The organism is Allobosea sp. Root483D1, from assembly GCF_001429505.1.
Taxonomy (GTDB): domain Bacteria; phylum Pseudomonadota; class Alphaproteobacteria; order Rhizobiales; family Beijerinckiaceae; genus Allobosea.
Genome location: NZ_LMJW01000022.1, coordinates 233,474 through 256,361, shown reverse-complemented (window position 1 = coordinate 256,361; position 22,888 = coordinate 233,474). Strand labels below are relative to the sequence as shown.

General features: G+C 67.1%; 21 protein-coding genes. 8 read left to right on the top strand and 13 right to left on the bottom strand.

Annotated features, from left to right (window positions below; all coding sequences use genetic code 11):
• Nucleotides 1-25 precede the first annotated feature (25 nt).
• Nucleotides 26-1,636: a protein translocase subunit SecD gene (gene secD, locus ASE66_RS24060; RefSeq protein ID WP_057192287.1), complete on the bottom strand. Its 1,611-nt coding sequence runs from the start codon at nucleotides 1,634-1,636 to the stop codon at nucleotides 26-28.
• Nucleotides 1,637-1,687: 51 nt separating this feature from the next.
• Entirely contained in the window at nucleotides 1,688-1,957 is a 270-nt protein-coding gene (gene yajC / locus ASE66_RS24055) for a preprotein translocase subunit YajC (RefSeq protein WP_057193329.1), read from the bottom strand.
• Between the two features lie 292 nt (nucleotides 1,958-2,249).
• On the opposite strand from yajC, the gene ASE66_RS24050 reads away from it, so the two are divergent.
• On the top strand, nucleotides 2,250-3,128 hold the full coding sequence (locus ASE66_RS24050) for an ATP-binding protein (protein WP_057192286.1): 879 nt from the start codon (nucleotides 2,250-2,252) through the stop codon (nucleotides 3,126-3,128).
• A gap of 262 nt (nucleotides 3,129-3,390) precedes the next feature.
• On the opposite strand, the gene ASE66_RS24045 is transcribed toward ASE66_RS24050, so the two are convergent.
• From ASE66_RS24045 to thrS, 7 genes are all read right to left on the bottom strand, one after another.
• Nucleotides 3,391-4,722 (bottom strand): peptidoglycan DD-metalloendopeptidase family protein, encoded by a 1,332-nt coding sequence (locus ASE66_RS24045; protein WP_057192285.1) that lies wholly within the window; start codon nucleotides 4,720-4,722, stop codon nucleotides 3,391-3,393.
• Nucleotides 4,723-5,086: 364 nt separating this feature from the next.
• Entirely contained in the window at nucleotides 5,087-5,749 is a 663-nt protein-coding gene (locus tag ASE66_RS24040) for a protein-L-isoaspartate O-methyltransferase family protein (RefSeq protein ID WP_057192284.1), read from the bottom strand.
• Nucleotides 5,750-5,760: 11 nt separating this feature from the next.
• Nucleotides 5,761-6,522 (bottom strand): 5'/3'-nucleotidase SurE, encoded by a 762-nt coding sequence (gene surE / locus ASE66_RS24035; RefSeq protein WP_057192283.1) that lies wholly within the window; start codon nucleotides 6,520-6,522, stop codon nucleotides 5,761-5,763.
• A gap of 4 nt (nucleotides 6,523-6,526) precedes the next feature.
• Entirely contained in the window at nucleotides 6,527-7,837 is a 1,311-nt protein-coding gene (serS, locus tag ASE66_RS24030; RefSeq protein WP_057192282.1) for a serine--tRNA ligase, read from the bottom strand.
• Nucleotides 7,838-8,121: 284 nt separating this feature from the next.
• Nucleotides 8,122-8,745, bottom strand: a complete 624-nt coding sequence (locus ASE66_RS32540; RefSeq protein ID WP_057192281.1) for a GDYXXLXY domain-containing protein — start codon at nucleotides 8,743-8,745, stop codon at nucleotides 8,122-8,124.
• The gene (locus ASE66_RS24020; protein ID WP_057192280.1) at nucleotides 8,742-10,031 is read right to left on the bottom strand and encodes a DUF2157 domain-containing protein; all 1,290 of its coding nucleotides are present in this window, start codon (nucleotides 10,029-10,031) and stop codon (nucleotides 8,742-8,744) included. Before ASE66_RS24020 ends, ASE66_RS32540 begins: the two co-directional genes overlap by 4 nt.
• A 46-nt stretch (nucleotides 10,032-10,077) precedes the next feature.
• On the bottom strand, nucleotides 10,078-12,075 hold the full coding sequence (thrS, locus tag ASE66_RS24015; protein WP_082613695.1) for a threonine--tRNA ligase: 1,998 nt from the start codon (nucleotides 12,073-12,075) through the stop codon (nucleotides 10,078-10,080).
• Nucleotides 12,076-12,417: 342 nt separating this feature from the next.
• Here thrS and ASE66_RS24010 point away from each other — a divergent pair, with 342 nt between their 5' ends.
• Complete coding sequence (locus ASE66_RS24010; RefSeq protein WP_057192278.1) at nucleotides 12,418-14,997, top strand: hypothetical protein; 2,580 nt, start codon at nucleotides 12,418-12,420, stop codon at nucleotides 14,995-14,997.
• On the opposite strand, the gene yidD is transcribed toward ASE66_RS24010, so the two are convergent.
• Nucleotides 14,978-15,319 carry a membrane protein insertion efficiency factor YidD gene (gene yidD, locus ASE66_RS24005; protein WP_057192277.1) on the bottom strand — a complete coding sequence of 114 codons (342 nt, stop codon included), beginning with the start codon at nucleotides 15,317-15,319 and terminating at the stop codon, nucleotides 14,978-14,980. The genes ASE66_RS24010 and yidD overlap by 20 nt on opposite strands.
• Before the next feature lie 80 nt (nucleotides 15,320-15,399).
• On the opposite strand from yidD, the gene ASE66_RS24000 reads away from it, so the two are divergent.
• The gene (locus ASE66_RS24000; protein ID WP_162262530.1) at nucleotides 15,400-16,125 is read left to right on the top strand and encodes a phosphatase PAP2 family protein; all 726 of its coding nucleotides are present in this window, start codon (nucleotides 15,400-15,402) and stop codon (nucleotides 16,123-16,125) included.
• A 3-nt stretch (nucleotides 16,126-16,128) separates the two neighbouring features.
• On the opposite strand, the gene ASE66_RS23995 is transcribed toward ASE66_RS24000, so the two are convergent.
• Nucleotides 16,129-16,578 carry an iron-sulfur cluster assembly scaffold protein gene (locus ASE66_RS23995; RefSeq protein WP_057192275.1) on the bottom strand — a complete coding sequence of 150 codons (450 nt, stop codon included), beginning with the start codon at nucleotides 16,576-16,578 and terminating at the stop codon, nucleotides 16,129-16,131.
• A 153-nt stretch (nucleotides 16,579-16,731) separates the two neighbouring features.
• Here ASE66_RS23995 and folE point away from each other — a divergent pair, with 153 nt between their 5' ends.
• The 4 genes from folE to ASE66_RS23975 all read left to right on the top strand — a co-directional run bounded on the left by folE (nucleotide 16,732) and on the right by ASE66_RS23975 (nucleotide 20,382).
• Nucleotides 16,732-17,373 carry a GTP cyclohydrolase I FolE gene (gene folE / locus ASE66_RS23990; RefSeq protein WP_057192274.1) on the top strand — a complete coding sequence of 214 codons (642 nt, stop codon included), beginning with the start codon at nucleotides 16,732-16,734 and terminating at the stop codon, nucleotides 17,371-17,373.
• A gap of 138 nt (nucleotides 17,374-17,511) precedes the next feature.
• Entirely contained in the window at nucleotides 17,512-18,657 is a 1,146-nt protein-coding gene (locus tag ASE66_RS23985; RefSeq protein ID WP_057192273.1) for an IS4 family transposase, read from the top strand.
• A gap of 154 nt (nucleotides 18,658-18,811) precedes the next feature.
• Nucleotides 18,812-19,213 carry a phosphoribosyl-AMP cyclohydrolase gene (gene hisI / locus ASE66_RS23980; RefSeq protein WP_057192272.1) on the top strand — a complete coding sequence of 134 codons (402 nt, stop codon included), beginning with the start codon at nucleotides 18,812-18,814 and terminating at the stop codon, nucleotides 19,211-19,213.
• Nucleotides 19,214-19,362: 149 nt separating this feature from the next.
• Nucleotides 19,363-20,382: a patatin-like phospholipase family protein gene (locus tag ASE66_RS23975; protein ID WP_057192271.1), complete on the top strand. Its 1,020-nt coding sequence runs from the start codon at nucleotides 19,363-19,365 to the stop codon at nucleotides 20,380-20,382.
• Between the two features lie 74 nt (nucleotides 20,383-20,456).
• Here the strand turns inward: ASE66_RS23975 and ASE66_RS23970 are convergent, their stop codons facing one another.
• Together ASE66_RS23970 and ASE66_RS23965 are read right to left on the bottom strand one after the other, a co-directional pair.
• Nucleotides 20,457-20,888 carry a CBS domain-containing protein gene (locus ASE66_RS23970; protein WP_057192270.1) on the bottom strand — a complete coding sequence of 144 codons (432 nt, stop codon included), beginning with the start codon at nucleotides 20,886-20,888 and terminating at the stop codon, nucleotides 20,457-20,459.
• A gap of 189 nt (nucleotides 20,889-21,077) precedes the next feature.
• Nucleotides 21,078-21,869, bottom strand: a complete 792-nt coding sequence (locus ASE66_RS23965; RefSeq protein WP_244495045.1) for a rhomboid family intramembrane serine protease — start codon at nucleotides 21,867-21,869, stop codon at nucleotides 21,078-21,080.
• 394 nt (nucleotides 21,870-22,263) lie between these two features.
• On the opposite strand from ASE66_RS23965, the gene ASE66_RS23960 reads away from it, so the two are divergent.
• Nucleotides 22,264-22,836, top strand: coding sequence for a PAS domain-containing protein (locus ASE66_RS23960; protein WP_057192268.1), 573 nt, complete (start codon nucleotides 22,264-22,266; stop codon nucleotides 22,834-22,836).
• Nucleotides 22,837-22,888: the final 52 nt, after the last annotated feature.

Below are 22,888 nucleotides of genomic sequence, written 5' to 3'. Positions count from 1 at the left end.
GTCTGTTATCTCCTGGCCTGCGGCGTCAGAACGGAAGGGCTTTCGGCCGCGCCCAGCGATACCAAAGCGCTATCAGCATCCGCGTCAGTGTCACCGCGGTGATGACCGTGGTCAGGATGCCGAGGATGAAGACGACGGCGAAGCCGCGCACCGGGCCGGAGCCAAGCGCGAACAATGCGACCGCCGCAATCAGCATGGTGACGTTCGAATCGATGATCGTGGCGAAGGCGCGCGTGAAGCCGGCCTCCAGCGCCGAGACCAGCGATCGTCCCATCCGGGACTCCTCGCGCATGCGCTCATAGATCAGCACGTTCGAGTCGACTGCCGTACCGATGGTCAGCACGATGCCGGCAATGCCTGGCAGGGTCATGGTCGCCCCGAGCAGCGACATCAGCCCGAGGATCAGGCAGACGTGCACGAGCAGCGCGACGCTGGCGATGATGCCGAACAGCCCGTAATTGCCGATCATGTAGAGGATGACCAGCACGGTGGCGATGATGGTCGCCATCTTGCCGGCCTGGATCGAATCCTGGCCGAGGCCGGGGCCGACGGTACGCTCCTCGACGATCGTCATCTTCGCCGGCAGCGCGCCGGCGCGCAGCAGGATGGCGAGGTTGTTGACGGATTCGACGGTGAAGTTACCCGAGATCTGGCCGGAGCCGCCGGTGATCGGCGACTGGATGACCGGAGCCGAGATCACCTTGTTGTCGAGCACGATGGCGAGCTGGCGGCCGAGATTCTCGGTCGTCGCCTGGCCGAAGCGCTGCGCGCCGCGGATGTTGAAGCGGAAATTGACGATCGGCTGGCTGGTGCGCTGGTCGAAGGCCGGCTGGGCGTCGATCAGGTCCTCGCCCTCGACGATGACCTGGCGGCTGATCGGGATCGGCTGGCCGCCCTGATCCTGCGAGGGCAGCATATCGACATCGCCGGCGTTCGCATCCGCGACCATGCGGAACTGGAGCTTGGCGGTCTCGCCGAGAATCTGCTTCAGCCGCTGCGGATCCTGCAGGCCCGGCACCTGGACGAGGATGCGGTCGAGACCCTGGCGCTGGATGTTCGGCTCGGTGGTGCCGAGCGCATCGACGCGGCGGCGCAGCACCTCCATCGCCTGCTCGACGGCGCGGCGAATGCGCTCGTTCGCGCCGGCTTCGGTGACACTGAGCTGAATCAGCCCCTCAGGATTCTCGTTGATCTCGATCGACTGGTTGCCCGAGGGCCCGAAGGCGCCGAACGTGCCGATCGGCTGGGCGAGTTCGCGAAGCTTCGGCATCAGCTTGGCGCGGTCAGCCGCGTCCGGAACACGCAGCTGCACGCCGCGCGGGGTCATGCCGATGCCGCCCTGCAGGCCGACGCGCTCCTCGCGCAGGATGCGGCGGACGTCGTCACGCAATTGCGTGACCTGGCTGCGGATCAGGTCGGCGCGGTCGATCTCGAGCAGGACGTGCGAGCCGCCCTGCAAATCGAGGCCGAGCGTCATCGCATGGATCGGCAGCAGGAAGCGCGGAATCCAGGCCGGAGCGCCCTGCTCGATCGCCTTGCGGGTCTCGGGCGAGAACAGGTTCGGCACGGCGAGCCCGCAGCCGAAGACCAGCACGAGCAGAACGAGAATGACCTTGCGGGCCTGGAGACGAAGCATCTTTATGGACAGCCTTGTTGGCGGGCGCGGCTGAGCCGCGCCTCACGGCCTTCAGCTCTTGACCGGCTCGCCCTTGGTGCGGACGTCGGTGATCATGCCCTTGACGATGCGCACACGCACGCCGTCGGCGATCTCGGCCTCGATCTCGGCATCGTCGATCACCTTCGAGACCTTGGCGATGAGACCACCCGAGGTGACGATCGTGTCGCCGCGGCGCACATTCTTGATCAGCTCCTGATGCGATTTCACCCGCTTCTGCTGCGGCCTGATGATCAGGAACCACATGATGACGAAGATCAGGACGAACGGAACCAGCGACATCAGCACGTCGTTGGTGCCGCCGCCTCCAAAGCCCTGGGCAAAAGCGGGGGTGATCACAGGAAGGCTCCTTCACGTCGCCGCCGATTGACGGCCGGCCGGCGCGGGGGTTGCAAAATCGCGCGGACTATAGCCAGCGATATCGTGAAATCAATCGAAAGCGACCGGTCTTTCGGCCGCATCCCCCAGCTAAGGCCTCCCTGCCCCGCGCGCAATGGCCTTGCCTTCGCGCGGCGACTGGCGCTATGAGCGTACCGTACCGTTCGGTACGCTCTTTTGATGCGGACTGCCTGCGATGACCGACACCGCCACCGATCCGACGCTCGCCACCCTGCTGCGCATCGCCGACGCGCTCGAGCGCCTCGCGCCGCCGGCCCGGCGCGCAGCCGATCTCACCGCCGCCGACGCCTTCGTCTGGCATGCGGCCGGTCACGAGCTTTCGCCGGTCGCCAAGGTGAACCGTGTCGCGCTCTCGCTGCTGCGCGGCGTCGACCGCGTCCGCGATACGCTGGCCGAAAACACCGAGCGCTTCGCCCGCGGCCTGCCGGCGAACAACGTTCTGCTCTGGGGCGCGCGCGGCATGGGCAAATCGTCGCTGGTCAAAGCGGTGCACGCCGACACCAACCAGCGCCTGCCGGCCGGCGCCCTCCCCCTCAAGCTGATCGAGATCCATCGCGAGGACATCGAGAGCCTGCCCGTGCTGATGGGGCTGCTCAAGGCCGACCCGCACCCTGCCATCGTCTTCTGCGACGATCTCTCCTTCGACGGGCAGGACACCTCCTACAAGTCGCTGAAGGCGGCGCTCGACGGCGGCGTCGAAGGGCGGCCGGACAATGTCGTGTTCTACGCCACCTCGAATCGCCGGCACCTTTTGCCGCGCGACATGATGGACAACGAGCGCTCGACCGCGATCAATCCGGGCGAGGCAATCGAGGAAAAGGTCTCGCTCTCGGACCGGTTCGGCCTTTGGCTCGGCTTCCACAAATGCAGCCAGGACGAGTACCTGTCGATGATCGACGGCTATGTCGGCCATTTCGGCCTGACGATCGAGCCCGAGCAGTTGCGGCGCGAGGCGCTGGAATGGGCAACGACGCGCGGCTCGCGCTCCGGCCGCACGGCCTGGCAGTACATCCAGGACCTGGCAGGGCGGCTGGAGAAGCGGCTGGAGGGGTAAGGGCCGTCATTCTCGGACGGAGCGAAGCGCAGATCCGAGAATCTTGCGACGAGAAAGGCGCCAACCGGCGCCCCGTCCTGCCCGAGATGCTCGGGCAAGCCCGAGCATGACGCGCTTCAAGAAAGGAAAACGGGGCGGCCTTTCCTGGGACCGCCCCGCCTGGTTTCGACCGGTGGGGTCTCGCGATTGCCGGCCGAAGTGTCGGAGCCATTCCAGCGAAAGCGTGAAGCGGTTTCGCGTCCGGAATTGCGTCTGTTCGCGATCAGTTGCTGCTGAGATAGGGCATCGGGTCGACCGGGGTCGAACCCTTGCGCAGCTCGAAGTGCAGCTGCGGCGAGTTGACGTTGCCGGACTGGCCCGACTTGGCGACGACCTGGCCGCGCTTGACCTGCTCGCCGCGCTTGACGCTGAGCTCGCCATTATGGGCGTAGGCCGAGACGTAGCCGTTCGGGTGGCGGATCAGCACCAGGTTGCCATAGCCCTTGAGCTCGCTGCCGGCATAGGCGACGACGCCGCCCTCGGCCGCCTTGATCGGCGTGCCTTCCGGCACCGCGATGTTGATGCCCTCATTGCCGCCCTTGCCGGCATAGCCGGCGATGACGCGGCCACGGGCCGGCCAGCGGAACTCGGCACCGGACGAAGCCGGCTCTTCCGCCTTCGGCAGGCTCGCGGTGGTCTGCGGCTCGGCGGCCTTCGGCTCCGGAGCGACGGCCTTCGGCTGCGGGGGGATCTTGTCGGCCGGGGCGCTGGCGACGACCGGCGCAGCAGCCTTCGGCTTGACCGGCTGGGCGGCAGGGGCCGGCAGCGCCGCGGTCTTGGTCTCATTGGCGGCCTTGGCGGCCGCCTTGGCCTTGGCCTCGGCGGCGAAGCGGGCGCGGGCTTCGCCCATGCGCTTGGCGTCGGCGGCAGCCTTCTCCTTGGCGTCGGCGGCCTGCGTTCTAGGATCGACGGCCGCGACCTTCGGAGCGGCCCCTGGCTTGGCGGGCACGGATGCGACCGGACGCGAGACCGGCGGCGCCGCGAGACGGGGCTGCTCGAAGCGATTATCGGTCGGCGCCGGCTGGCGCGAAGCGGTCTGCGCGCCAGTGCTGTTGTAGACGGGAACGACAATGCGCGAACCCGGCGCGGCCTCGCCGGACAGGCCGTTCGCCTGCATCAGCGCGGCGCGCGGCACGCCGTAGCGGCCGGAAATCACTTCGAGCGTCTCGCCCTGAGCGACAACGATGGGTGTACCGCCCTGGGCGCTCCACCCTGCAGCCGAACCGCCCACAGACGGGGTCGGAGCCGAAGGGGGCGTGGAGCGCATCGCGACGGAGGCGGTCGGTGGCGGCAGAGGCTGGCTGCGCACGCCCGGATTGCCGGTGGCGGAGGCCGTCTCGTAGGACTGACTCGGAGCATTGCGGCCGATCGAGCCTGTCGTCGCCGGATCGCGCTGCGAAGCGGGAGCCTGAGCGGTCTTGAAGGGACTGCCGAAGGGCGCCTCGGTGAAGCGCATCGCCTCCGAGGAGCAGGCGCCCAGACCGGCTGCAAGGGCGCAGACCGAGACGACGCGAACCACGGATTTCGGCACGGCCAGTTCGACTTGCTTACGCATGGACTCTGTACTCGCGAACGACGCAACTCTACGGTCCGCATTAAAGAGCCGGTTAGGTTAAGAAGGCGTTGCGCTGCTGACAGTGCGCGTAAATTTTCGAGATGGCGGAGATCGTCATTCTCGGACGGAGCGTGCAGATCTAGTGGGCTGACGAATAGGACGCTCGCGGGGAACCCCTCTCCCGGATGGGAGAGGGGCAGGGGNCTCATCCCTGCCCTTCTCCCACACGGGAGAAGGGTTCCCCGCGGATGCCACTTCGATCACCGCCTGCTCGAATACCTCAACGCGCTGGCGTTTTGGCATGCTTCTGAAATGACCCGAACAGCCGCAGGTCAAGCCCAAGCATGACGGCTGCAGCAACCCCTTACAGCGCCTGCGACAATCCCGGCGCCAGCGGTGGGATGCGCACGACCCCGCCGAGCGCATGGTCGAAACCGTCCTCGCTGCGCGTGACGACGACGAGCCGCCCTGCCCCCTCGACGCGCAGCGCGCCGACCAGCCGCCCGCCTGTCTCCAGCCTGGCGAGCAGCGCCTCCGGCACCGCCTGCATCACCCCGTTGACCAGGATGCGCTCGAAGCGGCCGAGCGTGCGGTCGGGCTGAAAGCCGTCGGCGTGGCGCAACTCGACCAATTTGGCGAAGCCGCCGCCGGTGAGCCGCTCATGCGCGGCGAGCGCGAGCGTGCGATAGCGCTCCAGCGAGACGACCGTGCCGCCCATCGCCGCGAGCAGTGCCGCGACATAGCCGGAGCCGGAGCCGATCTCGAGCACACGGCAATCCGGCTTCATCTCGAGCGCGCCAACCAGCGCCGCGACCGTGTGCGGCGCCGTCATGGTCTGGCCGCAGGGCAAGGGCACGGAGACGTCCTGCCGGGCGAGATCGGCGAAGCGCGACGGCGCGAAATGCTCGCGCGGCACGCGCTCCATCGCCCGCAGCAGCGCGATGTCACGGACGCCGCGCGCCCGCAGCGACAGCAGGAAGGCGACGGTGCGCTCGCTCTCGTTGCTGCTGGCGCCCTCCTCGGTCATTCCCGTGGCTTTCAGGCGAACAGCTGCGCGAAGCGGGTCATCGTCGGCTCGTGCGTCAGGTCGAGCTCGAGCGGCGTCACCGAGATCTTGTTCTCGGCGAGGGCGCGCAAATCGGTGCCGTTGGCCGGCTCGTTCTTGCCGCGCTGGAAGGCGATCCAGTAATAGGGATTGCCGCGCCCGTCGCGCCGCGGCTCAAGCCGCATCAGCTCCTGGTCGCGCCGCCCCTGCGCCGTGACGGCGACACCGGCGACCTCGCTTGGGGCCACGTTCGGGAAGTTGAGGTTGAACAGGATGCCGTCCGGAATCCCCTCTTCGAGCAAGCGGCGGATGATGCCGGGCGCATGCTGCAGGGCGCAGTCCCAGATGATGCTGGTGCGGTCGCCCGCCATATAGGCCTGGCTCACCGCGATCGAGGGAATGCCGAGCAGCGTGCCTTCCATGGCCGCGGCGATGGTGCCGGAATAGGTCACGTCCTCGGCGACGTTCTGGCCGCGATTGACGCCGGAGAGCACGAGGTCGGGCTTCATCTCGGCCATGACCGAGCGCACCGCCATGATCACGCAATCGGTCGGCGTGCCCTGCACGGCGAAGCGCTTCTCTTCGATCTGGCGCAGGCGCAGCGGGTTCGACAGCGACAGCGAATGCGCCACGCCCGACTGGTCGGTCTCCGGCGCGACCACCCAGACATCGTCGGAGAGCTGGGCGGCGATCTGTTCGAGGATACCGAGCCCCTCGGCATGGATGCCGTCGTCATTGGTCACCAGGATGCGCATGGGCTCAGGCCGCCTTTTCGATGCGGGTGATCCCGCGCATATAAGGAACCAGCGCGTCCGGCACGGTGATCGAGCCGTCGGCATTCTGGTAGTTCTCCATCACCGCGATCAGCGCGCGGCCGACCGCCGTGCCCGAGCCGTTGAGGGTGTGGACGAAGAACGGGCCCTTGCCGTCCTTGGTCTTGTAGCGGGCGTTCATCCGCCTGGCCTGGAAATCGCCGCAGACCGAGCAGGACGAGATCTCGCGATAGGTCTTCTGGCCGGGCAGCCAGACCTCGATGTCGTAGGTCTTCTGCGAGGCGAAGCCCATGTCGCCGGTGCAGAGCGTCATGACGCGATAATGCAGGTCGAGCTTCTTCAGCACGGTCTCGGCGCAGGCGAGCATGCGCTCATGCTCCTCGCGCGATTTTTCGGGCGCGGTGATCGAGACGAGCTCGACCTTCTCGAACTGGTGCTGGCGCAGCATGCCGCGGGTGTCGCGCCCGGCGGAGCCCGCCTCGGCCCGGAAGCACGGGGTGAGCGCGGTGAAGCGGCGCGGCAATTCCTCCTCGGAGAGGATGGATTCGCGCACGAGATTGGTCAGCGGGACCTCGGCGGTGGGGATCAGCCAGTGATCCTCGCCCGCCCGGAACTGGTCGTCGCGGAACTTCGGCAGCTGCGCCGTGCCGAACATGGCATCGTCGCGCACCATCAGCGGCGGGTTGACCTCGGTGTAGCCGTGCTCCTCGACATGGGTGTCGAGCATGAACTGGCCGATGGCGCGGTTGAGCCGCGCGATCTGACGGTCGAGCACGACGAAGCGCGAGCCCGAGAGCTTGGCCGCCGTCTCGAAATCCATCTGGCCGAGGGCTTCGCCGAGCTCGTAATGCTCCTTGATCTGATTGAAACCGAAGAGCCGACCGCCGGTCTTCTCCGGCTGCTGGCCATTGGTGTGACCTTCGAGCACAACATTGCCGTGCTCGTCGGCGCCATCCGGCACCTCGTCGAAGGGCTTGTTCGGGATCGCGGCGAGTTGCTCGTTCAGCGTCTCGACGGCGGCCTTCTCGTCTGCTTCCAGCGCCGGCCCGTGCTCTTTCAGCGCGGCGACCTCGGCCTTGAGCTGTTCAGCCAAAGCGAGGTCCTTCTGGCCCATCGCCTTGCCGATCTCCTTGGAGAGGGCGTTGCGACGCTCCTGCGCGGCCTGCGATTTGCTGATTGCGATCCGGCGGCGGTCGTCGAGCGCCAGCAGTGACGACGACAGTTTCTCAAGCCCGCGTCGCTGCAAGCCCCGATCGAACGCCTCAGCGTTCTCGCGAATCCATCTGATGTCGTACATCGCTCAAGCCGATCCGTTGTGGAATCGGCTGATCCTCTAGAGCATGCCGCGCCGGCACGGAAGCGTTCCGTCCGCGCGGCGCGGGTGCGGCAATAGCGGGAACGGGCTCGCGCGGGATCCCCTCTCCCGGATGGGAGAGGGGTAGGGGTGAGGGACTGCCGCTGATTGTTTGAGCGATGCGGCGCCGCTGCGCCTTCTGCGGATAAGGCAGGCCCTCATCCCTGCCCTTCTCCCACACAGGAGAAGGGTTCCCCGCGCCCTTCATCCACGCGCCGCGTCAAATTTCAGTAAGGCGGCTCCTGATGGACGAGCTTGCCGTCGATCAGCAGGCGCTTGATCGCCGCCTGCCCGGAGCTCGACACGGCGGCGACGATCTCGATACGCGCCTTGTCGGTGGTCTCGATGGCGCGGCCCGTACCCTGCGGCACGAAATAGCTCTCCAGCCCGTAAGCGACACGGATGGCGCGGCGGCCGGCATTGCAGTCGGGATCGCCGTCCGCATTGGTGACGCAGGCGCTGGCCGAGGTGACCTTGCCTTCGAGCACGGCCCCGCCACCCGTCGCGGAAGGACGCACGAGGTAGACGCCCTTGGCCTCAGCCAATCCATCGGCGCCGGGCGCAACCCGGACGAATACCGGCTGGTTCCGCTCGAAGGTCTTGTCGCCATCGAGCTTGGAGAGATCGAGCGTGCTGATCTTGTAGTTCAGGATCACGTAGTCGCCGCGGAACAGGTCGCGTGGATCGACCGGCGCGGTCGCCAGCCTGATCTCGGTGCCGGAACGCAGGATGCCGGCGCGCGATTCGACCAGGGCAAGGATCAGCCCGCAGAGCAGGACGATGGCGGCGAGCCCACGCCAGAGCGGCGCGACACGGCCGGTGATGGCGTCAGCGGAGGGCAAGCGGATCACGGCGCGGCCTCCACCGGCTTGCTGAATTTGGCGAGGAGGCGGCGCATCCCGCTGGCGAGGCCGATCAAGAGCGCACCGCCGACCAGGAAGAACAGCGACTGGTCGAGCAAGGTGCCGATAGTCTGCCAGAGCAGGATGACGATCGCGATGGCGAACAGGATCGAGCCGGCGATGCTGAGCCGGCGTATGCCGCCGCCCGCGCCGGAAATGACGATGCCGATCGCGATGGCGAGGATCAGCGCCGCAACGACGATCTTGCCGACCATGCTGACCGCGCCGCCGCTCCAGAACAGCACCGGCACCAGCAGCGCCATGAACAGCGCCAGCGCCAGCGGCCAGGCGAAGCGGCGCTCGCGCGCCAGCAGGCCGAACCCGACCAGCGCCGGCAGCGCCAGCGCATAGGCGAAATAGTTCAGCCAGAGCGCGGTGCCCGCCTTCGCCTCGTCGGCATCGAGGATACGGGCGAGCTCGACATTGAGCGAGAGGATCAGCCCGATCAGCCCCCAGGGCAGGCAGGCGGTGAGCAGGCCCGGCCCGCCGCGGTCGAGCGCCAGCGCGCCGAGGGCGACGAACAGCGCGGAGACCGCGAGCCAATAGGCGAGCAGGCCGTAATCGAAGCGGAAGAAGGCGTATTGTCCCGGCAAGGTCGCGAACCAGCCGAGCAGCACCAGCACCGCAAGGTGATGGACGAGGCGGTTGTGCCGGGTCGCGGCCAGCCAGAGCGCCGGCAGGAAGGGAAGCCAGAACAGGAGATGGGCGTTCGCCTCGCGCTCGTCCCAGCGGCCGCCGGCCCAAGCACCGATCGCCACGAGCGCGACGATGAGTGCCCCGTTCGAGCGCAAGAGGACGGCGACGATCAGCGCGCCGATGGCGATCAGCAGCGCCCCGCCCGCCCAATTGGTCGGCAGATGGTACATCTGGCCGACGAGCGCGACGCCGGCTGCGAAGATCAACGTGCCGCAGGTCGCGGCGGCATCGGCACCGCCGGTCGAGCCGCGGCTTTCCAGCCGGGCCGAGATGCCGAGCGCGCCGGCGAGGCCGAGCAGGATCATCACGAGCTTGGCGACCCTGGGAATCTCCTCCCAGTTCGCCGCGACGAAGGCGGAAACGCTGGATGCGATCAGAAGGCCGCCGAACAGGCCGAGCAGGGCCGGCAGCTTGAAACCGCCGCCCTCCTGCGCCAGCGAGCGGCGGATGGTCGTAGCGCTCTCGGGGCTGACCAGCCCCTCCCCCACCCAGCGACCGAGATCGGCTTCAAGCCGTTTGCGATAGGAACCCGTCAGCATCGCGCCTATTTGGCACGGGCTGACGGGTTTTGGCGAGATGGTCGCTTCAGGCCGCCTTGACCTTCCTCTTGCGGGCGAGATCGGGCGGTGTCGCCTCTTCTGTCAGCGCCGCAACCACGGCGTCGAGGCTCATCACCGTCTGGGCCTGGCTGCCGAGGCGGCGCACGGTCACGGTCTTCTCCTCGGCCTCGCGCTTGCCGACGGCGAGGATCACCGGGACCTTGGCCAGCGAGTGCTCGCGGACCTTGTAGCTGATCTTCTCGTTGCGCAGGTCGGCGCGGGCGCGCAGGCCGGCCGAGAGCAGCGCCATGGTGACCTCCTCGCCATAGCCGTCGGCCTCCGAGGTGATCGGGCAGACGACGATCTGCTCGGGTGCCAGCCAGAGCGGGAAATGCCCGGCATGGTGCTCGATCAGGATACCGACGAAGCGCTCCAGCGAGCCGCAGATCGCCCGGTGCACCATCACCGGCTGCTTCTTCTCGCCGTCCGAGCCGATATAGAAGGCGCCGAAACGCTCCGGCAGGTTGAAGTCGACCTGCGTCGTGCCGCACTGCCAATCGCGGCCGATGGCGTCACGCAGGACATATTCGAACTTCGGCCCGTAGAAGGCGCCCTCGCCCGGATTGATCTCGGTCTTGATCCGGTTGCCGGACTGTTTCGCGATCCTCTCCAGCACATTGGTCATGACATCTTCGGCATGGTCCCAGACCGCGTCGGAGCCGACGCGCTTGTCGGGACGCGTCGAGAGCTTGATGACGAGTTCCTCGGTGAAGCCAAAATCCTCGTAGACCGAAAGGATCAGGTCGTTGATCTGCAGGCACTCGGCCGCGAGCTGCTCCTCGGTGCAGAAGATGTGGGCGTCGTCCTGGGTGAAGCCGCGCACGCGCATCAGCCCGTGCAGCGCGCCCGAGGGCTCGTAGCGGTGGACATTGCCGAATTCGGCCAGCCGGATCGGCAGGTCGCGATAGCTCTTCAGCCCGTGCTTGAAGATCTGGACATGGCCCGGGCAGTTCATCGGCTTCAGCGCGAAGACTTTCTGGTCGCGCGTCGGATCGTTCGGGTTCTCGAAAGCCGAGGCCGACTTCACCGCGAACATGTTGTCCTGGTACCAGCCCCAGTGGCCCGAGGTCTCCCAGAGCGACTTGTCGAGCACCTGCGGGGCATTGACCTCCTCATAGTCGGCGGCGAGGCGCCGGCGCATATAGGTCAGCACCTCCTGGAACAACCGCCAGCCCTTGGAGTGCCAGAAGACGACGCCCGGCCCCTCCTCCTGGAAGTGGAACAGGTCCATCTCGCGGCCGATGCGGCGGTGGTCGCGCTTCTCCGCCTCCTCGAGCTGCTTGAGATGCGCGTCGAGCTCCTCCTGCCTGGCGAAGGCGGTGCCGTAGATGCGCGTCAGCATCGCGTTCTTGCTGTCGCCGCGCCAATAGGCCCCGGCCACCTTCATCAGCTTGAAGGCGTTGCCGACCTTGCCGACCGAGGTCATATGCGGACCACGGCAGAGATCGATCCAGTCGCCCTGCGCGTACATCTTCAGCGTCTGGTCGGCGGGAATCGCATCGACCAGCTCGACCTTGTAGGCCTCGCCCTTATTGGCGAAGAAATCCTTGGCCTTGTCGCGGCTCCAGACTTCCTTGGTGAAGGGTTTGTCGCGCGCGATGATCTCGCGCATCTTCTTCTCGATCGCCGGGAAGTCCTCCGGGGTGAAGGGCTCGTTGCGGGCGAAATCGTAGAAGAAGCCGTTCTCGATGACGGGGCCGATCGTCACCTGCGTGCCGGGGAAGAGCTCCTGCACGGCTTCGGCGAGGACGTGCGCGGTATCGTGCCGGATCAGCTCCAGCGCACGCGGGTCCTCACGGTTGAGGAATTCGATCTTCGCATCAGCGGTGATCGGGTCGCCGAGATCGACGATCGTGCCGTCGAGCGCCATCGCGACCGTGCGCTTCAGGAGCGAGGGGGAAATGCCGCCCGCGAGTTCCTTGCCGGTGATGCCGGAGGGGAATTCGCGCTGCGCGCCATCGGGAAATGTCAGGGAGATCGTCATCGATCGGCTCCTGCTCACTCGGGGATACAAGCCCCGTAAGCCAAGGCCGGCTGCATGAATGAGCGGGGCGGCACGGCCTGCAGCCGGTTCGGCACGCGCGCCGGCCCCGCCTATACGAGGCGGGCGAGACAGGCAATCAAGGAATGGCCTTACCCGTCGCAAGCTGTCCGTTTCGTCACGAAGACGCTGCAACAAACGCGCTCGACGGCAGGCGAATTAACCCTAGCAATCTCCGGCGCGCTTCAGGGCAGCTTCGCCTGTTGCAACCATGGCTAGGTTGACGATAGGTTATGCAGTCGACTTCCGATCCTCTCAATCGGCTCGATTGCCATGCAGCCAGCGATGTCATCGGACGCCGCGGCGCCCGTCCTGCGAGACGTGGATTCGTGGCCGTTCAACTGGATCGGCGATCTGCTGCGGGTGATCTATGCCTGCCGCGTCGCCGTGATTTCCGTCCTGCTCGGCTATCTGCTGCTGACGAAGGTTCCGCAGGCGCGCGACCTCTTCCTGGTCTTCCACGGCCCGGCCTTCGGTCCGGGAACGGATTATCCCCGCTTCTGGGAGATGCTGTTCCGCTGGCTGGTCTATTTCGTCATCCACATCATCGCCTGGAGCAGCGCCGTCCAGGCTTCGGCCGAGCACCTGCTCGGCGAAAGCGCCTGGCTGATCGGCCCGTCCCGCGACCTGACCCCGCGCGACATGGCGATCTACGATCGCCGCTTCCGCGCTTTCGTCGTCGTCGTGCCCTACGCGCTCGCCCTCCTGACCTTTTTCGCGGTCTGGTGCGGTTACGAGGCGGCGCTGGCCGACCTGCCGGGCGACGGCGTCGGCTCGCTGGCCCTGTCGGCGGGCATTCTCCGCAGCGGCTCAACCGGCTTCTATGTCGCCCTCGCCTGCGGCATCGCGGCCCATCTCATCCTCTGGGGCCGCAACATCCGGCAGATCGCCAGAACTGAGGCGCATTTCCGGGAGAAGACGAGAGAAGGAGAAGGCGGGAGCAGCTGGCGCGAGGCGGTGAGCCTCCACGCCGGCGCCTGGCTCGCCCTCGGCCTGCTGATGCTCGCGGCGGTCGCCGTCTTCGGCGATCGCCTGCTGGGGGTGGCTTCCGGCATCTATCTCGTTCCGATCCTGCTCGGCGCCTGGATTCCCGTCTTCACGCAGCTCGGGATGGCGAGCCAGAGGACGCGTTTTCCGTTCACCGTGCTGCTCCTGGTCGTCTGGCTCCTTGCCGCCAATTCCTGCGGCCATTCGAATCTGATCTCGCGTGCCAAGCAAGAACCGCAGCCAGCCATGGAATTCGGCGAGGCGGTCGCGGCCTGGAAACAGGCGAATTGCGTGGGCGGCACCTGTCCGCGCCCGGTCCTGGTGACGATTGCGGGCGGCGCCTCGCGAGCCGCCTTCTTCGCTGCGACGATTCTCGGAGAGCTGCTCGACAATCCCTGCCGGCAACCCGGCCGCGCCTGCGAGAAGCCGGACGCCACCGTTCCCCTGCTGGCGCAGCGGATCTTCGCGATCTCGGGCGTGTCCGGTGGGTCCCTCGGCGCGGTCCAGGCCGTCGCCGCCATGAGCGATGCACGCCGGGCGCCGACGGAATCCGCGCTGCTGCCGCCCTGCGTCGACAGGAGCCCGGCGCATTTCTACAAACCGCCGAACGAGAGCAGATGGCGCGATTGCCTGCAGGTGCTCGCAGGCGAGGACTTCCTCTCCCCGACCGTGCTCGCCCTGGTGACGAGCGAACCGTTCCTCTTCCTGGAGCCGATGCTGGGCCGATTCTGGCCAAACGGTCATTTCCTTGATCGCGCCGCCATCCTCGAGAACAGCTGGATCAACCACTATCAGGACAATGTCGTCGCGCCGGCGCAGACGATGCCGGCACGCGGCGATCTCGCCCAGTCGTTCAGCCGCTTCGGCCAGGGCGCACGCAAGGACGGCAGCTGGCTGCCGCTCCTCGTGCTCAATGCGACCTCGGAAGAAACCGGCAAGCGCGTTCTCGCCAGCCAGCTCGCCAACCAGCTGGAGCCTGCCACCCAGCTCAAGCTCGACCGGCCGACGCTGTTCGTCGATGCCTTCGAAGCGTCTCGTTTCCTGGGCGAACTGACTTCGCCAAGGCCGAGCTGCGCCATTGCACGCGGCAACGGCCTCGACCTCACCCTCGCGAGCGCGGCCCTGAACAGCGCGCGCTTTCCGATCGTCTCGCCGGCCGGTCGCTTCGCCGATGGCTGCGACGTCACGCTGCGGGCCGTCGACGGTGGCTATTTCGAGAATGACGGGGCGACGACGACGGCGGAGATCGCCGACGCACTGAAGCGCTTCGGCCTCGCGCCCGTCGTGCTCCATATCGCCAACGATCCGGTCGACCTGATCGCCGATCCGGAGCGCGACCAGCGCCCGCCTCCGCGCGAAGACTCGCTGGCACCGCTGCTCATGGCGCCGGTGAACACGGTGCTGTCGACCCGTGGCGCACGCGGTTCCTACGCCCTCGCCACGCTGGCAGGCGTGGTCGGCAGGGACAATGTCGCCGACTTCCTCGTCTTCGGCGAACCCTCGGTTCCGAGCGAGGACAAGTTCGCCATCGTCGACCGGCTGACGGGCTTCGAATACGTGCCGCCCGGCAGCGAGATACCGAAATGCTACGAGCGGACCAGCCCGACGACCGAACTTGCCACCGGAGCGAAAGCCCCGGCCGAGGAGCCGCCCCCTCCCGCCGTGCCGAACCGGGCAGCCGTGCTGAAGGAGGTGTCGATGAGCTGGTGGCTGTCGAAGCCGGTTCAGGAATATCTCGACCGGCAGACCTATCACCGGCGCAACTGCCAGTCGCTCCTCAAGGCCCGGATGTGGCTCAACGAGCCCCTTTCCGCGCCCGAGCAGCGGACCATCGCCGAGCAGCCGGCAAGCGCCCCGGTCAAGATGCCGGATCGTTGACGCCACGCCAGCGGCCATAGGCCCAGGGCTTGTACCAAGCGCCCTCGGGGGGCAACTCCTCGCAGACCAGGTCGATGCCGGAGGTGCCGAGCGGCGTGCAGCGGCAGATGCGGGAGAAGCCGACCCAGCCGCCGGCCCAGAGCCCGTGCCGCTGGATCGCCTCGTCGGTGTATTCCGAGCAGGACGGCCAGTGCCGGCACTGCCGGCCGATCAGCAGGGAAAGGCTGAGCTGGTAGCCGCGGATCAGCAGGTGCGCGCCCCGCCGTGGAGCAAGCGCAAGGCCGCGTCGCCACGAAAGGCTTTTTTCAGCATGTTTAGGCAAGTATGACTCGGCCGAACCCTGCCGACCCCCTCCCACTGACTTCCATCGCCTGTTCGATCCCGCCTTTCCAGATCACGGTCATGATGCGCGCACGTTTCCTTGCTCCCGCCACCGCCCTCTGCGGGCTGCTGCTCGCCCTGGCCACGCCGGCGGCTGCACAGCAGCGACCTTACCTGATCTGGCTCGACGCCGGCAAAATCGACGTCGCCAAGGTGATGGGCCTGCCCCCGGCCCAGAACTCGCCGGAGCATCGCGCCGAGTTCGAGAAGGTCCTCGCCATCTCCTCGGCCCGCACGCCCGAGCGCGAGAAGCAGGCCATCGCCGACCAGTACCAGACGCTCAACGCCTTCCTGAACGGCATCGACCACGCCTATGTCGAGGGCACCCATCGCGAGACCCGGCTCCTCATGCGCGAGGCGCAGGTCGAGCTCGCCATCCTCCTGAAGAGCGTCAACCGCCTGACCAGCCGCATCCGCCCGTTCCAGATGTGGAACAAGGTCAGGGTCAAGCCCTGCCCGGGCGGACGGCCGGAAGGCACCTCCTTCCCCTCTGGGCACGCCGCGACCGCAGCCCTCTACGCCACGCTCTTGTCGGAAGCCGTGCCCGAGCTCGCCGACAAGTTCGAGGAGCGGGTCAAGAGCTATGGCGAGAGCCGCCTCGTCTGCGGCTTCCACTATCCGACCGATCTGGAAGCGGGGGACAAGATCGGCCGCGTCGTCGCCAAGGCGCTGCTCGCCGAGAAGGCGTTCCGGGTCCGCTTCGACGAGACGCGGATCGAGACGCGGCAGGCCTTCGGGCTGAAATAGCGCTCAGCCCGCGACCGTCTCGCTCCGCTTCGCCTCGATCTGGCCGATCGCATCGACGACCGCGTCGAAGGTCAGCATGGTCGAGGCGTGGCGGGCCTTGAAGTCGCGCACCGGCACGAGCACCGAGAGATCCGCCCATTTGCCCGCGGGCGGCTCCGCCCCCTCCTTCAGGATCGCGCGCGCCTGCTCGCGGACCTCGCGCAGTTCGGCGGCGGTCGAGCCGACGACATGGCGCGCCATGATCGAGGACGAGGCCTGGCCGAGCGCACAGGCGCGGACATCGTGGCCGAAGCCGGTGACGACATCCTCGGCCATGGTCAGGTCGATGGTCACCGTCGAGCCGCACAGGCGCGAATGGGCCGTCGCCGTCGCATCGGGCGCCGGCAAGCGCTCGAGCAACGGGATGTTTCCTGCCAATTCCAGGATTCGCTTGTTGTAGACGTCGTTCAGCATGGGTTGCCCTGCCGGGTCTGGAGTTGCCGGCTTTCGCAACCAATATAGAGTGCCGGTTCGCTCTTAGGGAGAGCGTGCCATCGCTGGACGAGCGGGCGAACTTGTCTGACCTGCCTACCGCAAGGTGGGCGAAACCGAAACGGGAGGCTCCACATGGATAATGTGGTTAAGTCCTTGTCCGTAGAGCGGGCGCGCAGCCCCTCCGCAGACAAGTTCATCATCACCCAACCGACGCAAGGCGAGGCCGAGGAGGCCGTGCGCACCCTCATCCGCTGGGCCGGCGACGATCCGTCGCGGGAGGGATTGCTCGATACGCCGCAGCGCGTCGCCAAGGCCTATCGCGAGTTCTACAAGGGCTATCGGGAAGATGCTCACGACATGCTCGAGCGCGTCTTCGAGGAGGTCGATGGCTACAAGGACATGGTCCTCGTCCGCGACATCCCGTTCTATTCGCATTGCGAGCACCACATGGTGCCCTTCGTCGGCAAGGTCCATATCGGCTATTATCCGAGCGGTGGCGTGGTCGGTCTTTCGAAGCTCGCCCGTGTCGTCGAGGTCTATGCACGCCGATTGCAGACGCAGGAGACCATGACTGCGCAGATCGCCCAGGCGATCGAACGGTCGCTGAAGCCCGGCGGCGTCGCCGTCCTCGTCGAGGCCGAGCACATGTGCATGTCGATGCGCGGCGTGCAGAAGCAGGGCTCGTCGACGATGACGACACAGTATACCGGCCGCTTCCGCGATCCGGCCGAGCAGGTGCGCTTCTTCACCATGGTGAAGTCGCCGGGGCTGTAACCCGGCCTGCCAAGGCGCGTCATGCTCGGGCTTGATCCACGGGTGTCCGGTTTAAATTGCTAGCCATTGTGCATGGCGTTGATTCTACTTGTTTCCAAGCACTTGCCGGTGTTTTGGACACGAGACGGGATCGACGCCATGCGGCATCAGAATAGCGTTTTCCATGGGCTTCTGAAGCATGTTCCCTGGTCTGCCTTCGACAAACTGGTGGATGAGCACGGTTCGGATGCGCGGGTGCGGCGGCTTTCGACGAAAAGTCAGCTCGTCGCGTTGCTTTACGGCCAGTTGGCCGGGGCAGCCTCGCTGCGCGAGATCGAGACGGCGGTGAAGAGCCATGGCGCTCGCCTCTACCATCTGGGGACGCGCGAGGCGTCGCGCTCGACCTTGGCCGACGCCAATGCGCAGCGGCCCCATCAGGTATTTTCGGGCCTGTTCGCGCGGATGGTGGGGCTGGGCGGGCGAGGCCTGCGCCGCGCCAGTGCCGATGCGGTCAGGCTGATCGATGCCACCGGGCTCAGGCTGTCCGGCCTCGCCTGCGACTGGGCCCGCTTCTCGAAGGGCGTCTGCGGCGCCAAGGCGCACATCGTCTACGATCCCGACGCCGACCGCCCGCTCTATCTCGAGATCACCCCCGCCAGGGTCAACGACATCGTCGCCGCCCGGGCCATGCCGATCGAGCCGGGCGCCACCTATGTCTTCGACCTCGGTTATTACGACTTCGCCTGGTGGGCACGCCTCGACGCAGCCGGCTGCCGGATCGTCACGCGCCTCAAGGCCAACACGCCGCTCACCTGCGTCGAGGAGCGCTCCCTGCCGCAAGGCTCGGCGCTCGCCTATGACCGCGTCGGCTTCCTCCCGGCCCGCCAGGCCGCCGCGCGGGCCAACCCCTTCCAGGACCCCGTCCGCGAGATCGGCGTCGTGCTCGACGACGGCAAGCTCCTGCGCGTCGTCTCCAACGACCTCGATGCCCCCGCCGATGAGATCGCTGCCCTCTACAAGCGGCGTTGGGCCATCGAACTCTTCTTCAGATGGGTCAAGCAGACGCTCAAGATCAGGCACTTCATCGGGCGCTCGGAAAACGCCGTCCGCATCCAGATCGCCGTCGCCCTGATCGCCTATCTCCTGCTCAGGCTTGCAAAAGACACCGCCAAGCTCAGCGCCAGCCTGCTCGCCTTCGCAAGACTCGTCCGCGCCAACATCATGCACAGACGAGACATCCACGCACTTCTCAAACCGCCAAAACAGACCCAAGAAAGCACGCGTCAACTCGCTCTCAACTTATAAAACCCCAACCGGACAACAGCGGGCTTGATCCGAGCATCTCGGAAACCAGTGCCCTCTGGTCCTGAGATTCTCGGGTCGCCATTCCGCTCCGCCCGAGAATGACGGCGCGCCTTGCGCGCCCTATATGCAAGGCACTGTCCCTCAGGATCCCCACATGACCGGCTTCCCCACCCTCTCAGCCAAGGCCGATATCGAGGAGGGCGCGGTGCTCGCGCCGAAATTCGACCGCGACGGCCTCGTCACCTGCGTCACCACCGACGCCGCGACCGGCGAGGTGCTGATGGTGGCCCATATGAACGCCGAATCACTGCGCCTGAGCATCGAGACCCGCGAGGCCTGGTACTGGTCGCGTTCGCGGCAGGCGCTCTGGCGCAAGGGCGAGACCTCCGGCCAGCTCCAGAGCATCGCCGAGATGCGGGTCGACTGCGACCAGGACGCGATCTGGATCAAGGTCACTGTCGGCGGCGACGGCGGCTGCTGCCATACGGGGCGCCATAGCTGCTTCTATCGGGTTAAGCCGGTCGGCGCGGCCGCTGACGGACCATTGACCTTCTGAACCAGGAACGCCTGCTTCGTTGGCAATCCTTTCACCAAGCTTTCATGTTTCCTTCAAAAGCAACTGATAGCCGCCTAGGGTCCCGGCGCCGTTCATCTTTCGCTCATCGGCTCGCGTGATCCTGATCCTCCCGCGGAGGGATCGCGCCGATGAGACTGGAGAACATCGCCAGACGGGCTTTTGGACTGGGCGGCGGCGGAGCTGCGATGAACGATCTCGTTTCCGAACCTGCCCCGCGCTTCAGCCGGCCGCGGATCGGCCTGGCGCTCGGCGGCGGCGCCGCGCGCGGCTGGGCCCATATCGGTGTCCTCGATGTCCTGACCGAGGCCGGCTACGGGCCGGAGGTGATCGCCGGCACCTCGATCGGCGCTGTGGTCGGCGGTTGCTACGCCGCCGACAAGCTCGAGCCGCTGCGCGAATTCGCGCTCGGCCTGACCAAGCGGCGCGTCGTCGGCCTGATGGATTTCCACCTCGGCGGCGCCGGGCTGATTTCAGGCAGCCGGTTGAAGCGCCTGCTGGAACGCGACCTCGCCGGCCTGCAGATCGGCGATCTCAAGCAGACCTATGCCGCCGTCGCGACCGAACTCGGCACCGGACACGAGATCTGGCTGACCCGCGGCTCGCTGGTCGATGCGCTGCGTGCCTCCTATGCGCTGCCCGGCGTATTCGACCCGGTGAAGCTCGGCGGGCGCTGGCTGATGGACGGGGCGCTGGTCAACCCGGTGCCGGTCACTGTGGCGCGGGCGCTGGGCGCCGACGTGGTGCTCTGTGTCAACCTCAACAGCGACATGACCGGCCGCGGCACGGTGATCCAGTCCTATGGCGCCGATCCGGACCCGGAACCCGCGGCCGATCAGCGTCCGGCCAGCAGCTGGTTCGGCGGCATGCGCGAGCGCATGCGCGGCATTGTCGGCAAGGCCAACCACGACCAGCAGCCAGGGCTCGCCGGCGTGATGGTCGACGCCTTCAACATCACCCAGGACCGGATCTCGCGCTCGCGCCTCGCCGGCGATCCGCCGGATGTGATGATCGGCCCCAAGCTCGGCCGTGTCGGGCTGTTCGACTTCCACCGTGCCGACGAGGCGATCGCGCTCGGCCGGCAGGCGGCCGAACGCGCGCTGGACGAGATCGCCGCGATCGTCGCCGCCAACCACCTGCCGTTGAACTAGGCGGCGGCATCGCCGCTAAACCGGCCCTCATTCCAGGGCGGGCCGAAGCCCTGAGCCCGGAATGAGGAAGCGCCTCACGCCATCGCGATATAGTCGCGCATCGCCCGGCTTTCGGCCTCGATCTCGGCGACGCGATGCTTGACCACGTCACCGATCGAGACGATGCCGGCGATCCGGCCGCCATCCACCACCGGCACATGCCGGAAGCGGCCCGACGTCATGATCTCCATCAGTTCGTCGACGCTGGTGTCGGACCGGCAGGTCACGACCTTGGCGGTCATCGCGCGCGAGACCGGCGTGTCCAAGGCGGCGGCACCCTCCGTGCCAAGGGCCTTGATGATGTCGCGCTCCGACAGGATGCCGAGCAGGCCACCATCGGCGCCGGTCACGACCACCGCGCCGATCCGCTTCTCGGCCAGGGTCCGCGTCGCCTCGCCAAGCGTCCGGTGCGGCTGCACCGAGACGACATCTCCCCCTTTGTTGCCGAGAATATGAGCGACGTTCATCGACTTCTCCTCCGACGATAGCGGCGCCGTTGGTCAGCGCACGTTTATGGGTTGCGACGAGAGCAGCGCCGGGGGCCAACGGACCATTCGTCCGCGGCGCGACGCCACGCTGGACTGACTCCAATGTGGGCGAACTCTGCGGCGACGGCAAGGCGGACGCGACGGGGAGCTTGCTCGCTCCGGTTGCAGTCAGCGCCGAACCGGTCCGCGATCCAGCAGCGGGAACAGCAGCAGCCCGGCGAGGAAGCCGCCGATATGCGCTTCCCAGGCGATGCTGGTCTCTTCCCCGAGGATCGGTACCAGCCCGGCGCCGAACAGGATGTTGGTGACGAACCAGATCACCACGAAGAGCATCGCCCGCGAGTTGCGCCAGAGGCCGCCGAGCGGCTCGGCCGGAATCATGCGCACCACCTCGTCATGGCCGAGCCCGCCGAAATGCACGCCCGGCGAGAAGACGAAGCGGATCGCCGCCGCCGTCGCGCCCGAGACACCGGCGGAGGCGCCGACCAGCGGCAGCACGTCGAGCTCGCGCGACCACCAGTGCAGCAGGGCGCCGGCGATGGTCGAGAGCGCCATCAGCAGCAGGAAGCGCCCTGCCCCGAGCCGGCGCGCGACCGGGCTGCCGAAGGCCGCCAGCCAGACGACGTTCGAGATCAGGTGAAGCCAGGAGCCGTGCAGCAGGCCATAACTGAGCAGGGTCCAGAGCTGGCCACCGCCATCGGCCAGCAGGAGGCGCACGAGTTGCAGGCGCTGGACGAAATCAGGCGTGCCGGCGGCGCCGAGCGCCTGGGAGAGTTCTTCCAGGCGCTCGGGCGAAAGCCAGAGCGTCAGCCGCGCCGGGACGAAGGCGAGCCAGGAGACGAGGAGGAAATCGTCGCGAGCGCTGAGCAATTCACGCGCGCCCTGGATCAGCGCCAATGCCGCGATCAACCAGACGACGGCGCCGGGCAGGTTGAAGACCGGCTCGCGTGCCGGAGGCATATGAGGATCGTCTGGGTTCGCCGACATTGCGCCCTCACTGGCGCATGGGGCGCCGGCAGGCAACAGAAAAGGGGAGAGCGATCGCTCTCCCCTCTCCTCCCCGGCCGGTCACGCCCCCGCGCCCCCGCCTTTTCAAGTGAGCCCGGACGCTTCGTACGGACTCGAATTCGACAGCCGATTTATGGGGCATTTTAGGGATCTTCCACAAGCTTAACCCTTACTTAACCTTAACGACCCCTGCCGCCTCCCCCTGTCCGGGTCGCGTGGCAAGACGGCATGCGTGCTGCGTCCTACCGATTCGCAAGGACCCGACAGTCCCCGCCTCGAACGAAAGCGATCCGCTTTGACACGCCTTCGCACGAATAGGGACAGCGCAGACCGGACTGGACAGGACATGAAGAACCCGAGCACCCGCCTGGTTTTCGACTACTGGGACACGCTGCGCGGCGAACGGAGCGCCCCCGAACGGGGCGAGATCGAGCCGGGCGCGCTGCGCCATGCGCTGGCCGACACCTTCGTGCTCGAGAACGAGCCGATCGGGCCGGTCTTTCGCCTGGCCGGAACCCGACTCTGCGCCCTGTTCGGCCGCGAGTTGCGCGGGCGCGCCTTCACCGCGCTCTGGCCCGATGTCGAGGCGCAGGGCGACACGCGCCGCCTGGTCCAGACCGTGATGGACGAGACGGCGGGCGCCGTCGCAGGGCTCACGGCGCATACGCAGAACGGCGCCAGCGTCCATCTCGAGCTTCTCCTGCTGCCGCTGCGCTATCGCGGGCGGACCCATGCCCGCATCCTCGGCGCCCTCTCGCCGGCGCTCTCCCCGGATTGGCTCGGCCTCGACACGCTCGATTCGATGCGGATGATCTCGCTCAGGATGATCTGGCCGGATGCGCGCGCGCTGCGCCAGGCCGAGGCTGCGGCCCAGGACAAGCGGCCGAAATTGATGCTCCTGCCCGGCGGCCGTATCTGACAGCACTAACCACCTCTTAACCGCCGGACCGGTAGCATGGCCCTGTTAGAAA